Below are 16195 nucleotides of genomic sequence, written 5' to 3'. Positions count from 1 at the left end.
CCGGCACAAAACGAAGCAATTTTCTGTAACGCAAAAAGACTCCTGCAAAATATATTGCAGAAGCCTTAAGCTCTTTCTTAGTTTATTCAAATGTCGCCTTTGCCGTATCAATCGTATGACCTGCTTTGTTTTCAATGTCTGTATCATTTCCGTAAAATGTACTTCCGGCAAAATCAATCACTTCATTACCCGGCAGATTGTCAATGCAGACAGCCGTTCCATTTCCGGTAAATGTATTATTCAGATAATTCGGCGAACTACCGTACGACATAGTGGTATCGAACTTCAGGCCGATTTTGTTATCTGTGAAAGTGCTGTCCGTCGTATTAACCCAGCCTCCACTATGTGAGTAAACTGCTATATCCCAGCCTTCAAAACTACACTCTGAAGCACTTGCAAAGCAGTATGCATCCAGTCCGGTTCCGGAACTTCCTTCAAAACGGATTCCTGATATATCGGCATAATTTCCGTTGAGCCCTTTCAGACTGACTGTTCCGGTAAAGGTGGTCTCCGCATCTCCGTTGGTGCATCCATGAATTCCCCAGGTGTGATCACCAAAAGTAATATCTCCATCATATGTCACCGCCGGAAGGTACAGATATACCGGTGTATCAGAAGATACTTCTTTATCAATAGAATCCAGAAGTTCCTGAAGCTCCTCTGTAGTTTCCATCGGTGTGTCCTCTGCATGATAAGTTACTGCAGGCAGTTTTTCAATAGTAAGACGCGTGCTTAAAGAAATTGTATCACCATTTTTCATTTTCACCGTCCATACAATGTCATTTGTACCACTTTCAGATGTAAAATAAATATCTGAGGTGTATGCTGCATCCGGAAAACTTTCATTATACATCGGCTCTATATATTCCATTTTCCGTGAGCCGTCAGCCGGCTTTGTATCTACTCTGCAGGATTCCACTTCTTTCGAAAACTCTTCCCATGCCAGTTTTCCCGTATCCTGATTGAGAACATACAGCTGACACGGCAGAGCACTGTCCTGACCTTCCGCCAGTGTATCTGTACGTTCTCCCTGTGCATGCCCCGTCACACCGTCACCCTCCGAAAAGGTCAGCAGGACTTTATAAGTTTTATCCTTGTCCACATAATCAATCTGTGCGCCACCTTCATATACCTTCGGTCTGTGGTACATTGATACCGCCACCCCGATGATTCCTATGAAAATCAATATTCCCAGAACTGTCAGGGTTGCCCGCTTCCATCGTCTTGGAGTTTTTATCTCCTGTTTTTCCGTCTGAACTGCAGTACAGTGCGGACAGAATGACGCATCATCCGGAAGCGCATGTCCACATTTTATACATTTTTTGCTCATTATTTCCCCCTTATCGTTTATAGTGCCTCCATTAAATGAAGAATATTTTTGTATCTTTTTTCCGGATTCACCATTGTACAGCGCTGTACGATCCTGCCCATCCGTCCACTCGCCAGTTTCCTCGATGGATGTTCTCCGGTCAGCATAATATTCAGTAAGACACCAAGCGCATAAATATCCGCACGTCCGTCTGACTGCGAAAGCCCATACTGCTCCGGTGCCGCAAATCCGGTCGTCCCCAGAATCTGCGTATCTTCCTGATTAGCATTTTTGTATATTCTGGATGCGTCAAAATCAATCAGCACAGCTTCTTTGCCACGTATCATAACATTATCCGGTTTTACATCCCGGTGCACCACCCCCATAGAATGAAGCACCCATAATGCTGAACACAACTGACGACACATCTTTTTTGCCTGCGCAGTTGACACAAGTCCTCCCTGCAAAATTTCACTGAGCGTATCTCCCTGCACATGCTCTTCCAGAAGCACTGTCCTGCCATCTTTTTCCCCGACTTCCATGATCTTTGGCAGATTCGGACACGAAACGGAAAGAAGCTTCCGGTAAACTTCGCTGCTTCCATAAAAATGCCTGAAAATATAACGGGTGCCGCTGTCTCTGTGTCGTACAAGCAAGACTTCGCCCCGTTCGCTTTTTTTGATCAGCGTGATCGTATCATATTCACTACGAACTGCATCTAAAAGACTGTCATAAATATCCATATCCTCATCCCTATCACTATGCGACCTGCATATTGTTTTTCAGACCCATTTATAGTATATTTTTATTTGAATGCACTATTTAGAATATTATAACTTATTAACAATTATTCAGCAACTATATATACTACAACGTATTTTGACATGTATTTTTCAAAATACAGAAATATATTAAAATAATTATTGTAAAGGCGCGAAATATGGAGAAAAAAAACACAGATGGTTTACAACAAGAACTTATGGATTCACCGGACTTAGAGCAGTTCCTGTCACAAAATCAGGAACAATTTGTAAATAAAAGTGTATCTGAATTATTAAATCATCTGTTTGAAAAAAAGTATATTTCCAAAGCCGCTCTCGCCAAACAATCCGGTATGAGCGAGATCTACCTGCACCAGATTTTTGCCGGCCGCCGAAATCCTTCCAGAAATCGTCTTCTGTGTTTGTGTTATGGGCTGGAAGCAAGTGTTGAAGAAACACAGGAACTGTTGAAACTCTGCGGAATGGCTCAGCTTTATCCGAAATTAAAGCGAGATGCCATTATATATTATGGATTGCTGCACGGACTCAACCTGTTTGAGATCAATGACAAGCTTTTTGATGAAAATGAAGAGACCCTGTTCTGACAGGCAAAAATAAAAGCGATGGTTTCTGATATGATACCATCGCTTTTATCTGTTATATTACTTTAACAACCAGGAGCCTTTTTCCGGAAGTTTCTGTTTATAAACACGGGTAAATTTGAATCTGTTATAGTTTACACCATAATATTCATTTACTCCCCATCTTTTTGCACCAAAGACATCATAAACACGCCCGTTTATTTCTGTCCATGTGTGATAATCATCTTCTCTTGTCCCTGCAGAACATAAATAAACATTTCTGTATCCTATAACCTTTGCCATGTAGGCCATCGCACACGCAAATGGAACACAGTTTCCGATTTTGCGTTCAAAAATCTGATTGGCATTTGCTGCATACCAGACATCTCCGCCATAGCCAAGGCTTCCGCGGGTTCCATATGAATTTCTGCGTACCCACAAAAAGCAGGTTTTTAACTTTTGTTCCTGAGTCATTTTGTTGTTGGTAATCTGCGCTACAATTTTCCGCGCATTCTGATATGCACGAAGCTCGGTCGCCTGATCCTTACCTAATCTTTTTCCATTTGGAGCATAATACTGGGATCCTTTTTTGAGTCCCAAAACACGGCCATTATCTTCTATATAATATCTGACTCCACGAACAGTTGTATCTTTTTTCATCAGGATTCCGTTTGCATTAAAATAATAATAATTTCTTCCGATTCTCCTGCAGCCTTTGAAATACCTTCCGGATCTATAGTATCTGACCTGTCCACGCTGTACCTTAACCCAGCCTGACAGTTTCTTCTTAACTGTAGTGTTTGATGTTTTCACATTGGCTGCACTTACTGTTTCAGTCATTACTGGACATACCGCCAGTGTCATACACATCAGTATAATAAATATTTTCTTTAGCCTTCCTGTTACTTTACTTTTCATTTTATTTCTCTCCTTTTTGAGCTTCTTATGTTTACTGTCATTACGTACTTCATCCTGCAATTTAGTAAGGTACTCAGAAAATGCAACATTATCATCTCCATAGGTCATCTGCAGGTCATATTCCAGCGGAATCCATATTTCAATATCGGACTCATTATACCATCTTTAGCCAGATTAGGAAAGCCTTATCCGCATATAAACCTCATGATAATATTTTTTATATGAAGTTGCATAAAATCTTCTGAAGCCTCTTCGCTGCGCCCAGTATGTATCATATACAAGTCCATTGATTTCCACCCATCCATGGGAGCCTTCCCATTGTCTCGGTCCATTTGTGCAGATATAAACATTTCTGACTCCACAGGCCTTCGCAAGGTAAGCAAAAGCACCTGCACTTGATAAACAGTTTCCTGATTTTCTTTCAAAAATATCATTGGCAAACGTTGCATACCAGGATTTCCCGCCCTGTGCAAAGAGTCTCCAGTCGGCGCGCGGAAATGGCATTACCCAGCGAAAACATGCTCTCAGTTTCTGCTCCTGCGTCATTTTTTTGTTGGTAATTCTCGATACAACTTTTCTTGCATTCTGATATGCCGTAAATTGCTGTTCCCTGTCACCGCTTAAGCGTCTTCCATTAGAGTTATAATAATTTCTTCCTCTTTTCCAGCCCTCTACAATTCCCTTTTCATTTATGTAATAAAGTACTCTTCTGTATGTCACATTATTCGTTTTCATGACACCTGTTTTGACATCAAAAAAGTACCTGCGATTTGCTATTTTTTGCAATCCTTTAAGACACTTACCATTGCGAAAATATCTTTTCTGCCCGTTTTTTAAAGTATACCATCCTCTTTGAGGCGTTTTTACTGTTTTATTCACTGTTGTCCGGGCTTGCTGCTTCACAGTGGAAGTTGTCCCGGAAGCTGCCAAAGCACTTTCTGCTGGCGCGGCTGCCGTTATAAGCATTGCGCAGGCCAGTAAGACTGCTAATTTTCTTTTCATTTTATTTCCCCCTCATTTAATGCCTGTGCTGCTGCACCAAGTCTGTTATATACTGTAAGCGCATCGTTGATATGTGGAATTCCTGTTCCGGAGGCTCCACCCGTAACCAGAATATATTCTGTACCGTCAATTTCAGCAAAGCTTGCAAGACAGTGCCCCGCTTCTCCGGTATATCCTGTTTTGCCGCCCATAATCTGTCCATCTGTCACAACTGTATCAGACAGGTTCTTGAACATTGTGCTGTAGAATGTAATTCCGTCCGGATGAATATTGGTTGCCGGTGTGGAATGATACGGACTTTCTATGATTTTCCGGAATGTATCATTTCTCAGTGCATATTTTAAAAGTACTGCAATATCTTTCGCTGTACTGTAATGATTTGCATCATGGAGTCCGGTCGTATCGCAGAAATTCGTTCCACTCATACCAAGTTTGGCAGCTTTTTCATTCATTAATGCCACAAAATCTGCTTCAGATCCTGAAATTGTATCTGCAAGTGCAATACAACATTCTGCACCGGAAGGAAGCATCACTCCATAAAGCAGATCTATTGCACGGACAGTCTCGCCCGGCTGAAATCCGGCCTGTGTTGCATCCTGCTCATACAGCCCCTCAAACATCTCATTTGTCAGTGTAATCTCCTGATCCAGATCTTTGAGGTTTTCGATTGCAACAATTGTTGTCATGATCTTTGTCATGGATGCCGGATACATCTGCTGATCTCCGTTGATTTCTCCGATCACCCTGCCTCCGCGAACCTGCATCAGTACCGCATACGGACTGTTGATACCACTGATATCGAGTTCTTTAACAACCGGCTTACGCATCTGCTCAATCCATTCAACCAGCTGCGTCCCCATACCATAATTCCATCCGACGACCAATACAAGTATAAGTACCACGATCATTTCCATCGCAATACAGAAAATCATTCTGCCTTTATTTTGTTTTCTCTGTTTTCGTGACTTCACCTTCGCAGACCGCCGTCTGTTACCTCTGTCGGAAGTCCGCCTTCTTTTTCTATCCGTCATGATGTTCCTTCTTTTTCGCAAAATATATCAGACGTTTTCTTTATTTTAGTTCGATGACCAGGAATATTTTTCCGGAAGTTTTTGTCTGAGGGCACATTGATAATCAAATTTATTATATCTTATACCGTAATATTTATTTACGTTTCGTCTTTTTGCAAAATAGGAATCATATACAATTCCATTTATTTCTGTCCATGTATGCAGGTTTTCCGCTTTCGTTCCTCTTGAACACACATAAACATTCCTGTAACCTATAACCTTCGCCATGTAGGCCAGTGCACACGCGTACGGAACACAATTGCCTCTTCTGCGCTCAAAAATTTCATTGGCATTCGCTGCATACCAGCAGTCTCCACCATAGTCAAGCCGTCCTCGCTCTCCATATCCGTTCCGCACCATCCACATAAAACATTTTTTTAATTTTTGTGACTGGCTCATTTTGCTGTTTGTAATCTTATTTACAATTTTTCGTGCGTTCTGATATGCCCGGAGTTCGGTTGCCTGATTTCTGTTGAGCCTTTTACCATTTGGAGCATAATATTGAGATCCTTTTTTGCGCCCCAGAACACGTCCATTACTTTCTATATAATATGTGACTCCACGAACGGTAGTATCTTTTTTGAGTAAAATTCCCCTGGAATCAAAATAGTAATAATAATTTCCTATTCTCTTACAGCCTTTATAATACGTTCCGGCTCTATAGTATCTGACCTGTCCACGCTGTACCGTAACCCATCCTGACAGTCTTTTTTTAGCTGTGGTGTTAGATTTTGAGGTATTAGCTGCACTTACTGTTTCAGTCATTACAGGACATACCGCGAGCATTGCACACATCAGTATAATAAATATCCTGTTCAGTCTCCCCTTTACTTTCCCTTTCATTTTATGGACCTCCATTCAGCTCTTCCATTTGATTCAGCTAGACTTCTGCCTTAAGTTTCTGGTCCTATTCTAACACATAAAAACTTAATCCTGTAGTATATTTTATATTAATTTTTAAACATATGATTTCTTTTGCGTGGACGACAAAAAAGACACCCTTAAAAGGATGTCTTTTCTACATTTATTTAGGCTAACTTAGCCGGATTAACCTTTACTCCAGGTCCCATAGTAGGAGTCAGAACAACACTTCTTAAGTACTGTCCTTTCAGAGTACTCGGTCTTGCTTTAACGATAGCCTCAATCAGCGTCTGGAAGTTGTCGCTTAACTGTTCCTCAGTAAAGGAAGCTTTACCGATCGGAACATGAATGATATTGGTTTTATCAAGACGGTATTCAATCTTACCTGCTTTGATATCGTTAACCGCTTTTGTAACGTCCATAGTTACAGTACCAGCTTTCGGGTTTGGCATGAGACCTTTTGGTCCAAGTACACGACCAAGACGTCCAACAACACCCATCATATCCGGTGTAGCAACAACAACGTCGAAATCAAGCCATCCTTCATTCTGGATTCTCGGAATGAGGTCTTCAGCTCCTACATAGTCAGCGCCAGCTGCTTTTGCTTCTTCTGCTTTTGCATCTTTTGCGAATACAAGAACGCGAACCTTTTTACCAGTTCCATGAGGCAGAACTACTGCACCACGGATCTGCTGATCTGCGTGACGTCCATCGCAGCCTGTACGGATGTGAACTTCGATAGTTTCGTCAAATTTAGCAACTGCGGATTTCTTTACAAGGCTGATAGCCTCAGCGGTATCATATAATGTTGCGCGGTCTACTGCTTTTGCAGCTTCCACGTATTTCTTTCCTCGTTTCATTTCCTATAACCTCCTGTGGTAATTGCGGGAACTTCCCTCCCACTTCATTTGATTTTTTCTCAGTCTACGACTTCGATTCCCATGCTTCTTGCAGTACCAGCGATCATGCTCATAGCTGCTTCAAGGGATGCTGCATTCAGGTCTTTCATTTTCAGTTCAGCGATTTCCTGAATCTGAGCTTTTGTTACTTTTGCAACCTTTGTTTTGTTCGGTACGCCGGAACCTGATTTGATGTTAGCGGCCTTCTTAAGAAGAACTGCTGCCGGCGGAGTTTTGGTTATGAAGCTGAAACTTCTGTCTGCATAAACAGTGATGACAACCGGGATAATAAGATCTCCCTGATCTGCTGTTCTTGCATTAAACTCTTTTGTGAACTGTACAATATTTACACCGTGCTGTCCAAGAGCCGGACCAACCGGTGGTGCTGGAGTTGCTTTACCAGCAGGAATCTGTAATTTAATATAGCCTGTTACTTTTTTTGCCATTTTTCGGCACCTCCTATGTGGTATTGGCGGGGGTTCTTCCCTCCCACTTGAATGTGTTACGCCTTCTTAATTTCTGCGAAACTTATTTCTACCGGCGTTTCGCGGCCAAACAATTCAACATTGATAGTAACCGTCTGCTTCTGGGTACTGATCGCAGTAATAACGCCTGCGGTGTCTTTCCAAGCTCCGCCTGTAACGACAACCATGTCGCCCTCTGCAAAATCTACCTGAATGTCCTCAGCCTTAATTCCCAATGGAAGCATTTCTTCTTCGGTCAACGGTACCGGTTTAGATCCCGGTCCTACGAATCCGGTTACGCCTCTGGTGTTACGGACAACATACCAGGTATCATCGTTCATGACCATGTTGAGAAGCACATAACCCGGAAACATCTTTTTCTGGACCTGCTTGGCAGCTCCGTTTCGCATCTCTACTACTTCCTGCAGCGGAACACGAACTTCCAGAATCTGGTCTTCCAGGTGTCTGTTTTCGATTGTTTTTTCAATGTTGGCTTTTACTTTGTTTTCATACCCTGAATAGGTATGAACAACATACCATTTTGCTTCTGACATACAATCACCGTTATCCTTACTTCACTAAAAGATTTATTCCTTCCAGAATAGCTGAGTCAAATACACTGATGATCACTGCAAGTACAACCGTAATGATCGTAACTGCTATGGTCTGCTTAACAAGTGTAGCATTATCAACCCAGACAATCTTTTTGAATTCCGATTGAAGTCCCTGAAACCAATTTCTCTTCTGACCTTTGCCAGCAGATTTTTCTTTCTCTTGCATAGTCTAACCTCACATTTCGTGATTACTTCGTTTCCTTGTGCAGAGTATGGGTACGGCAGAACTTACAATATTTCTTTGTTTCAAGACGCTCAGGATGATTTTTCTTCTCCTTGGTCATATTGTAGTTACGCTGCTTGCACTCCGTACATGCTAATGTAATCTTAACGCGCACAACTTCCACCTCCAGTGTTTTCATTTGCGTGGGTCTTTTCTGCTTTTCGGGCATAAAAAAAAGACCTAACTTCCATGTCGCTTGTCTAGTTTATCACATACCCTCTATATAAGTCAAGCATTTTCCCTTAGAAATTCAGCAGATTTTCATGCTTTGTTACTGTTCAGCAACCATGCTTTTCCTGTTCAGACAACTCTCTGTGCATATCCTTCTTATTCTGCGTCTATACAAGCTATTATAATAAGGTAATGATTGTTTGTCTGTCATACTTGAATCAGCCAGATAATTACGATATAATCAATCAGAGAAAATTATTACTATTGTGGAGATTTATTATGAATAATAACTGTGTAATTCTTATTCCGGCTCTGGATCCTCCTGAGATATTTCTGTCCTATATTGATGAATTGATCCAGGTCGGCTTCAAAGATATTCTGGTTGTTGATGATGGCAGCCATCAAAAAAAGATTTTTGAAAAAATAGGCTCTCTTCCGCAGGTAACAGTCCTCACCCATCCCGAGAACTACGGGAAAGGACGTGCACTCCGCACAGGTCTTGCCTATTATAAAGATCATTATTCTTACGATGAATACTGTGGTGTCATCACTGCAGATTCCGACGGGCAGCATCTTGTCGACGATGTATTGAAAATAAGCAAAAGCCTTGCAAAAAGAGAAGACAAGATGATTCTCGGTGTCCGCGACTTCGATCAGAGCAACGTTCCTTCCAAAAGCCGCATCGGAAACAAACTGACCAGTCTCGGGTTCCGTGTATTGATCGGGCTCTCCGTTTCAGACACTCAGACCGGTCTGCGCGGGATTCCCAATCCCCTGATCGATCTCAGTCTTTCCATACCAGGAGACCGTTTCCAATATGAAACTGCGGTCCTGATCGAGACTGGAAAAGTATCCGGTTTCGAAGAAATCAAAATACAGACTGTTTATTATGACGAAAACAAAGGAACACATTTTAACCCGGTCAAAGATTCCATCCAGATCTTTAACCTGTTACTCGGTACCTTTTTCCGCTATATTTTTGTATCCTTAAGTTCCTTTGTTGTGGATATTCTGCTGTTTGCGCTCGGAACCAAACTGCTCTTCCCTGCTTTATCTGTGCGGATTCCGCTCTCTACAGCTTTTGCCAGAATTATTTCCGGGGCTTATAATTACGCAATGAATCGAAAAATTGTTTTTAAAAGCGACCGTTCTGTCGTATCATCCGGCTTCTCTTATCTGATGCTTTGCATCATCCAGTGTGCCGTTTCCGCAGGTCTGGTAACCGCCATCTGTTACCTGCTTCCATTGGATGAAGTTCCGGTTAAGGCAGTCGTCGACACCTGTCTTTTCTTTGTAAATTATAAAATTCAGAAAAATTATATTTTCAAAAACAAGGAGACTCTATGAAAAAGAAAAACTCAAACATTTGCCGTCTGTTTCTGACCCTTCTGGGTCTGCTGATGGCCATTCAAATCTGTTTTGGCTCCGCATGGATGGTGGTAAACCTGGCAAATATCCCGATCTTCGGAGACAGTACGGAATATTTTAACCTCAGCCAGACCCTCATGGTCGATGAGTATCGTCCGCTTTTGTATCCATTACTCATCCGGTTCGCTGTAAAAGTGGCAAATCATCTCCCGCTTGCCTACCAGACACTTGCCTATATCGGACAGACGCTTCTCTGCATACTTTCTGCGATTTTCCTGTCTGTACAGATTGGCTGTCTCTTATTTCCAAATTTAAAAAAACAAAACAGTAAGCTGTTTTATCTGGGAAGTGTATTCACGGGCCTGTACATTACCTGCATCCCAATGATCACTTTTATGAATTTTTCTATTCTTACTGATTCTATCGCAACTTCTATGCTGATGCTTATGATCGGTGCACTGATTCATATTTTAAATGTAGATGCGGCTGACTGGAAAAGCTATCTGCTTGTCACTTTATCCATGCTGGTAGAATATACCATTCGAGCAGACAGACTTTACACCTGTACGCTGTTCCTTGTGATCAGCTTTATCGTACTGCTTGTAAAAAATCGTCACTCAGCTTTTTTCCGCAGAGGTATCCCTCTTGTCCTTGCTACAGTAATTATTTCTACCGGTGCTGCTACTGCTGTCAACAAAGCCACCCAGCACCCTGGAATTTATAACCGAATCCCGACCACATTCGGTTTTGTCCTTCTGGACCGGGTAGTATGGCCCAATATGACTCAAAATTACAACGATTTCTCTGATGAGATCAAATCTCTGATAACAGAGGATGATGCCCGGGAATTTGACCGACATAATAACAATGTCATGTACCAGATGGCTCCTCTTCTCCGTGAAAAAGCCGGCGAAGACAGGGCAGAAGAACTCTATAAAGAAATGGCATCCACTGTCTTTAAAAATCAGCCGGGTAAAGTAATCTTCGATATTCTGGAAGATATCACCTGTGTGATCTTTACCCCAGTCAGCGCTTTTCTCAGCATTTATGGTCTGGTAAATACTTCTGATGACTGGAATCTTCACTGTGTATCCCAGAACAGCCAGACATTCAGTACAATTTATTACAATTATTACCTGTACACTTTCATGTTCCTGTTTTTGATGAGCATACTCACAGGCATTGTACGTTTCGTCAGACGCAAACCTCAAAACATGAAAAAACATACGGCAGGAATTTCCCGTCTGCTTGCACCAGGTTTTCTCCTCTGCGTGATCATTGCGCTCTGGTTTTCTATCGGCGACGGTGCACCGCCGAATGACCGCTATGCTCTGCTTCATTATATTATATGGACACTTTGGGTTCTGGGGATGATCTCCCCGGAACTTTTTTATACAACTTTCCTCTTGTAAATCCATATTTCCTAGTGTATTATAAGGAAGATATAAGCCCTCACTCTGTTGAGGGTTCTATAAATTACAAAAAGATTAAAATAATATAGGAGCGGATTTTATGTTTAAACGGTTCAGGGATGACATGAAGAAGTACTGGAAATATGCCATTTATTCTTCTAAAGCCCAATTGAAATCCGAAATTGCCAATTCCTATCTGAACTGGCTGTGGTGGATACTTGATCCTCTTTGCTTCATGCTGATCTATGTATTCATGTTCGGATACGTATTCAAATCTAAACAACAGTATTTTGCAATTTTCGTCTTTATTGGTATTACCCTCTGGGACTTTTTCAACAAGAGTCTTATTCAGAGTGTTAAGGTAATCAAAGCCAATAAGCCAATTGTATCAAAGGTTTATATTCCGAAGTTTATCCTCATCCTTGTTAAGATGGGTGTAAACGGCTTCAAAATGCTTATTTCACTGTTGATCATCGTTGCCATGCTCATTGTATGGCGTGTGCCAATGACATACAATGTGATCTACATTATTCCAATCTTAATGACATTAGTTGTTTTGGTTTTTGGATGCTGTTGTTTTCTTCTTCACTATGGTGTATTTGTAGAGGATCTTTCCAATGTATTAAACATTGTATTGCGTTTCCTGTTCTATCTGACCGGTATTTTCTGGAACATTATGGATCGTCTTCCGTCACCATACAATTACTACATCGGTCGATGCAACCCGATTGCATTCTTGTTGACATCTGCGCGTGACTGTGTAATCTATGGCAGTACTCCACACCGCAAGCTTTTGCTTCTGTGGTTTGTCATCGGGCTTATTATCAGTGCTCTGGGTGTCCGCAAAATTTACAAGAACGAAAACAGTTATGTAAAGGTGATTTAATATGGAAGAAAAACATGCAATTGAAGTTACAGACCTGGTCATCAGCTACCAGAACCTCAAAAAAACTTCTATCAAAAAAAATCTGCTGCATTTCAACCGCCAGAAGGCTGATCGTTTTGTTGCAGTAAAAGGCATTTCATTTTATGTACGCGAGGGTGAAATCCTCGGAATCATTGGAAAAAACGGATGTGGTAAATCCACTACCTTAAATGCCCTTGCCGGAATCTTTTCTCCGGACAGCGGTACAATCGATCTTCATGGACACAGTATTTCTCTTCTGTCTATCGGTGTTGGCTTTCAGCGTGAGATGACCGGACGTGAAAATATCATTCTTTCCGGTATGCTGCTTGGCTTCTCTGAAGAACAGGTAAAAGAAAAAGAAGCAGAAATTGTTGAATTTGCAGAACTCGGTGATTTTATCGATATGCCTGTACGTACTTATTCCAGTGGTATGTACTCCAAACTGGCATTCTCCATCACCGCTATCCTGGAGACTGATATTATGCTGATCGATGAAGTCTTAAGTGTCGGCGACCAGAAATTCAAGAAAAAAAGTTATGCAAAAATGAAGAGTCTGATTTCCAACAAAGACCGTACAGTTATTATTGTATCACACAGCCTGGAGACTCTCGAAGAGCTCTGCGATACCGTAATGTGGATGCATGATGGTCTGATCCGGAGAATCGGCGAACCGAAACCTGTTCTTGAAGAGTATGTGGATTTCATGGAAAAGAACTGATTTTTCAAATTTATTTATGTATATCAAAAGCCCCGCATCAATACGATGCAGGGCTTTTATCTTATTTTTCTATTGACTTATCTTCTGTCACATCTATACTTTCTGCTGAATCTTTCAGTGCATTTGTCTGATTGTCATTGACACCTTCCGATACTTCTTTCTGAAAGAAGATCTTCACTGTCATAAGAAGCAGTTTCAGATCTAAGAAGAACGAATAATTTTCGATATAAAACAAATCCAGCTTCAGTTTATCATATGGTGTTGTATTGTACTTGCCGTATACCTGTGCGTATCCGGTAAGACCCGCCTTTACTTTCAGTCGATAATAAAATTCCGGAATCTCTCTGCAGTATTCATGTACCAGCGTCTGTCTCTCCGGTCTCGGTCCGACCAGGGACATCTCGCCTTTAAATACATTAAAAAGCTGCGGCAACTCATCCAGATGGAGATTACGAAGTACTTTTCCTACCGGAGTGATCCTGCTGTCATGCTTTGATGCAAGACGTGCTCCATTTTTCTCTGAATCCACACACATGCTTCGGAACTTGCAGATTTTAAATGGCTTTCCGCCTTCTGTAAGCCTTTCCTGCAAATAGAATACCGGACCTCCGTCATACAATTTTACACACGCCGCAATAATCAGCATCAGTGGTGATGCAACGATAATTCCCAATCCCGAAACAACAATATCCAACAGGCGTTTCATGATTCTCTGTTCTACCGACAGCCCCATATTTTTGGCTACCAGCAATGGTGTATCAAACAGATGGATTCTTTCACTTCCCATCAGGATAACATCCGAGATCTTCGGACTCAAGTAGCATCGTATAGAATGTGCAAAGCAGTGTTTCAGATACTGGTTTCGGATTCCCGATGGAAGATCCCATATGATCACTCCGTCATATTCTTTCATCCGACGGTAAATTTCTCTTTCGCCGACACTGATATGAATCTTTCCACTGATATCGTATTTGTCTCTTCTGGAATTCATCTTCTGTATCAGATCACCCGGATCCCGGTCTCCGTAAATCACCAGAAGTTTCCTTGCCCGGTACAATTTGGAATATATATATCGTGAACCCCAGATCCACAGAAGAATGATCACAAACTGTACAATCGTCATCTCCACCATCGGCCATGGCCGAAGGAACCATCTGTTGATCAGTGTAATCTGGAAATAAGTCACAATATTTGTACAGAGCGTTGCCAGCGTCATAGAATAGAACACATCTATACGCTTCAGATAGCCAACCTTTAATCCACCATAAAGTCTTGAAAACAAGACATTGATCAATGCATAAATTGCGATCAGGACCCAGTTTCCTTTCCGCCAGAATGGTTCAAAGATTAACTCTCTGTAGTAATCATACCAGATATAAGCAAATACAGCCGTCTGTGCAATAACAACAATACTTGCAAGACAAAATACTATAAACCTTTTAAAATCTTCCCGTTTATTCACTGTAATCCTCTCATATGTCAAATTGTTATTTTCGATTTCCTTATTAACCTTATTATTATATCCTAAAACTTCTGTTCCGTCCAGCCAAATGCCCCTGTTTTCCAGTATATTCTAATCTTTTCTCGAAACTTTTCGTTTTTTTGTCACTTTTTCCTGTTTTTCTCGTACTTTTTTCTTTTATTTAATACAGACTTAACAATCGCTTTTTTTTTCTATCAACAAATCACACTTTTTTTGTTCAAAAAGGTAGAAATGTTTTTGTTAAAAATGTATAATAGCTTTATAAGCAATATAAAAGGAAAGTGAGGGTTCACTATGAAACAAAACAACATGTTAGCGATGATTCTGGCCGGCGGACGTGGCAGCCGTCTTCATGAACTGACCAACAGAGTTGCCAAACCTGCCGTTTCATATGGCGGAAAATACCGCATCGTTGATTTCCCATTGAGTAACTGCGCTAACAGCGGTGTGGACATTGTCGGTGTACTTACTCAGTACGAATCCGTTCTTTTGAACAGTTACGTAGCAGCTGGCGGACGTTGGGGACTTGACGCAAGAGAAAGCGGAGTTTTCGTTCTTCCACCACGTGAAAAAGCAGATGCCGATCTGGATGTGTACAGAGGTACTGCTGATGCGATCTCCCAGAATATCGATTTTATCGACAAATATTCACCGGAATATCTGTTAGTTCTCTCCGGTGACCATATTTATAAAATGGATTATGATAAAATGCTGGATTACCACAAAGAAATGAATGCAGATGCTACCATTGCAGTCATTGAAGTACCGATGAAGGAAGCCAGCCGCTTCGGTATCATGAATACGGACGGGGCTGGACGCATCGTTGAATTCGAAGAAAAACCTGAACATCCAAAGAGCAACCTTGCTTCTATGGGTATTTATATCTTTAACTGGAAGCTTCTCCGTAAGATGCTCCTTGCAGATATAAAAGATCCTGATTCTCACCACGATTTCGGTAAGGATATCATTCCACAGCTTCTGAATGACAACAAGACACTTGCTGCCTACAAATTCAAAGGCTACTGGAAAGATGTCGGAACCATCGATTCTCTCTGGGAAGCAAACATGGATCTGCTTGATTCAAGAAACGAACTGAATCTGAATGATGCCTCATGGAGAATCTACACAGAAGACACGCCTACTCTTCCGCAGTACATAGGACCAAACGCAAAAATCGACAAAGCATTCATCACTCAGGGCTGCGTCGTAGAAGGTGAAGTAAAGCACTCTGTACTGTTCACCGGATGTAAGGTCGGCGAAGGTGCAAAGATCATTGACAGTGTACTTATGCCGGGTGTAGAAGTGGCTGCAGGTGCCGTTGTGCAGCGAGCTCTTGTTGCCGATAACATTAAGATCGGTCCGGAAGCTGTTGTCGGCAGTGCAGACAGCGAAAACATCGAACTCGTGTCCAAACGTGTAAAGGGGGTAGAATAA

At 41.6% G+C, this 16195-nt stretch carries 18 protein-coding genes; 6 read left to right on the top strand and 12 right to left on the bottom strand.

The window, feature by feature from the left end:
- Window positions 1-82: 82 nt before the first annotated feature.
- Both BQ7344_RS11720 and BQ7344_RS11715 read right to left on the bottom strand, forming a co-directional pair.
- Complete coding sequence (locus BQ7344_RS11720) at window positions 83-1330, bottom strand: zinc ribbon domain-containing protein (protein WP_072522690.1); 1248 nt, start codon at window positions 1328-1330, stop codon at window positions 83-85.
- 17 nt (window positions 1331-1347) lie between these two features.
- A complete protein-coding gene (locus tag BQ7344_RS11715) occupies window positions 1348-2052 on the bottom strand; it encodes a serine/threonine protein kinase (RefSeq protein WP_072522689.1) in 705 nt (234 codons plus the stop codon).
- A 236-nt stretch (window positions 2053-2288) separates the two neighbouring features.
- Here BQ7344_RS11715 and BQ7344_RS11710 point away from each other — a divergent pair, with 236 nt between their 5' ends.
- On the top strand, window positions 2289-2675 hold the full coding sequence (locus BQ7344_RS11710; protein ID WP_235816109.1) for a helix-turn-helix domain-containing protein: 387 nt from the start codon (window positions 2289-2291) through the stop codon (window positions 2673-2675).
- A 57-nt stretch (window positions 2676-2732) separates the two neighbouring features.
- On the opposite strand, the gene BQ7344_RS16210 is transcribed toward BQ7344_RS11710, so the two are convergent.
- From BQ7344_RS16210 to rpmG, 9 genes are all read right to left on the bottom strand, one after another.
- The gene (locus BQ7344_RS16210) at window positions 2733-3569 is read right to left on the bottom strand and encodes a transglutaminase-like domain-containing protein (protein ID WP_159431376.1); all 837 of its coding nucleotides are present in this window, start codon (window positions 3567-3569) and stop codon (window positions 2733-2735) included.
- A 174-nt stretch (window positions 3570-3743) separates the two neighbouring features.
- Complete coding sequence (locus BQ7344_RS11695) at window positions 3744-4571, bottom strand: transglutaminase domain-containing protein (RefSeq protein WP_072522687.1); 828 nt, start codon at window positions 4569-4571, stop codon at window positions 3744-3746.
- Window positions 4568-5602 carry a D-alanyl-D-alanine carboxypeptidase family protein gene (locus BQ7344_RS11690; RefSeq protein WP_235816108.1) on the bottom strand — a complete coding sequence of 345 codons (1035 nt, stop codon included), beginning with the start codon at window positions 5600-5602 and terminating at the stop codon, window positions 4568-4570. Before BQ7344_RS11690 ends, BQ7344_RS11695 begins: the two co-directional genes overlap by 4 nt.
- A gap of 45 nt (window positions 5603-5647) precedes the next feature.
- Window positions 5648-6484 (bottom strand): transglutaminase domain-containing protein, encoded by an 837-nt coding sequence (locus BQ7344_RS11685; protein ID WP_072522686.1) that lies wholly within the window; start codon window positions 6482-6484, stop codon window positions 5648-5650.
- A 185-nt stretch (window positions 6485-6669) separates the two neighbouring features.
- Window positions 6670-7362: a 50S ribosomal protein L1 gene (gene rplA / locus BQ7344_RS11680; protein ID WP_015540665.1), complete on the bottom strand. Its 693-nt coding sequence runs from the start codon at window positions 7360-7362 to the stop codon at window positions 6670-6672.
- A 59-nt stretch (window positions 7363-7421) separates the two neighbouring features.
- Window positions 7422-7847 (bottom strand): 50S ribosomal protein L11, encoded by a 426-nt coding sequence (gene rplK / locus BQ7344_RS11675; RefSeq protein WP_072522685.1) that lies wholly within the window; start codon window positions 7845-7847, stop codon window positions 7422-7424.
- A gap of 56 nt (window positions 7848-7903) precedes the next feature.
- Complete coding sequence (gene nusG / locus BQ7344_RS11670; protein WP_072522684.1) at window positions 7904-8419, bottom strand: transcription termination/antitermination protein NusG; 516 nt, start codon at window positions 8417-8419, stop codon at window positions 7904-7906.
- Window positions 8420-8435: 16 nt separating this feature from the next.
- Window positions 8436-8645: a preprotein translocase subunit SecE gene (secE, locus tag BQ7344_RS11665; RefSeq protein ID WP_072522683.1), complete on the bottom strand. Its 210-nt coding sequence runs from the start codon at window positions 8643-8645 to the stop codon at window positions 8436-8438.
- A gap of 22 nt (window positions 8646-8667) precedes the next feature.
- On the bottom strand, window positions 8668-8817 hold the full coding sequence (rpmG, locus tag BQ7344_RS11660) for a 50S ribosomal protein L33 (protein WP_044925727.1): 150 nt from the start codon (window positions 8815-8817) through the stop codon (window positions 8668-8670).
- Window positions 8818-9152: 335 nt separating this feature from the next.
- Here rpmG and BQ7344_RS11655 point away from each other — a divergent pair, with 335 nt between their 5' ends.
- The 4 genes from BQ7344_RS11655 (at window position 9153) to BQ7344_RS11640 (ending at window position 13278) form a co-directional block, all read left to right on the top strand.
- Window positions 9153-10220 carry a bifunctional glycosyltransferase family 2/GtrA family protein gene (locus BQ7344_RS11655; protein WP_072522682.1) on the top strand — a complete coding sequence of 356 codons (1068 nt, stop codon included), beginning with the start codon at window positions 9153-9155 and terminating at the stop codon, window positions 10218-10220.
- Complete coding sequence (locus BQ7344_RS11650) at window positions 10217-11653, top strand: hypothetical protein (RefSeq protein ID WP_072522681.1); 1437 nt, start codon at window positions 10217-10219, stop codon at window positions 11651-11653. Before BQ7344_RS11655 ends, BQ7344_RS11650 begins: the two co-directional genes overlap by 4 nt.
- A gap of 100 nt (window positions 11654-11753) precedes the next feature.
- On the top strand, window positions 11754-12539 hold the full coding sequence (locus BQ7344_RS11645) for an ABC transporter permease (RefSeq protein WP_072522680.1): 786 nt from the start codon (window positions 11754-11756) through the stop codon (window positions 12537-12539).
- Between the two features lies 1 nt (window position 12540).
- Complete coding sequence (locus BQ7344_RS11640; RefSeq protein ID WP_072522679.1) at window positions 12541-13278, top strand: ABC transporter ATP-binding protein; 738 nt, start codon at window positions 12541-12543, stop codon at window positions 13276-13278.
- A 61-nt stretch (window positions 13279-13339) separates the two neighbouring features.
- On the opposite strand, the gene BQ7344_RS11635 is transcribed toward BQ7344_RS11640, so the two are convergent.
- Window positions 13340-14740, bottom strand: coding sequence for a sugar transferase (locus BQ7344_RS11635; RefSeq protein ID WP_072522678.1), 1401 nt, complete (start codon window positions 14738-14740; stop codon window positions 13340-13342).
- A 315-nt stretch (window positions 14741-15055) separates the two neighbouring features.
- Here BQ7344_RS11635 and BQ7344_RS11630 point away from each other — a divergent pair, with 315 nt between their 5' ends.
- Complete coding sequence (locus BQ7344_RS11630; protein ID WP_072522677.1) at window positions 15056-16195, top strand: glucose-1-phosphate adenylyltransferase; 1140 nt, start codon at window positions 15056-15058, stop codon at window positions 16193-16195.

It is taken from the genome of Blautia sp. Marseille-P3087, assembly GCF_900120195.1.
Classification (GTDB): Bacteria; Bacillota; Clostridia; order Lachnospirales; family Lachnospiraceae; genus Blautia_A.
The sequence above is the reverse complement of the archived record's forward strand: the minus strand, read 5'-3'. Positions and strand labels throughout refer to the sequence as shown.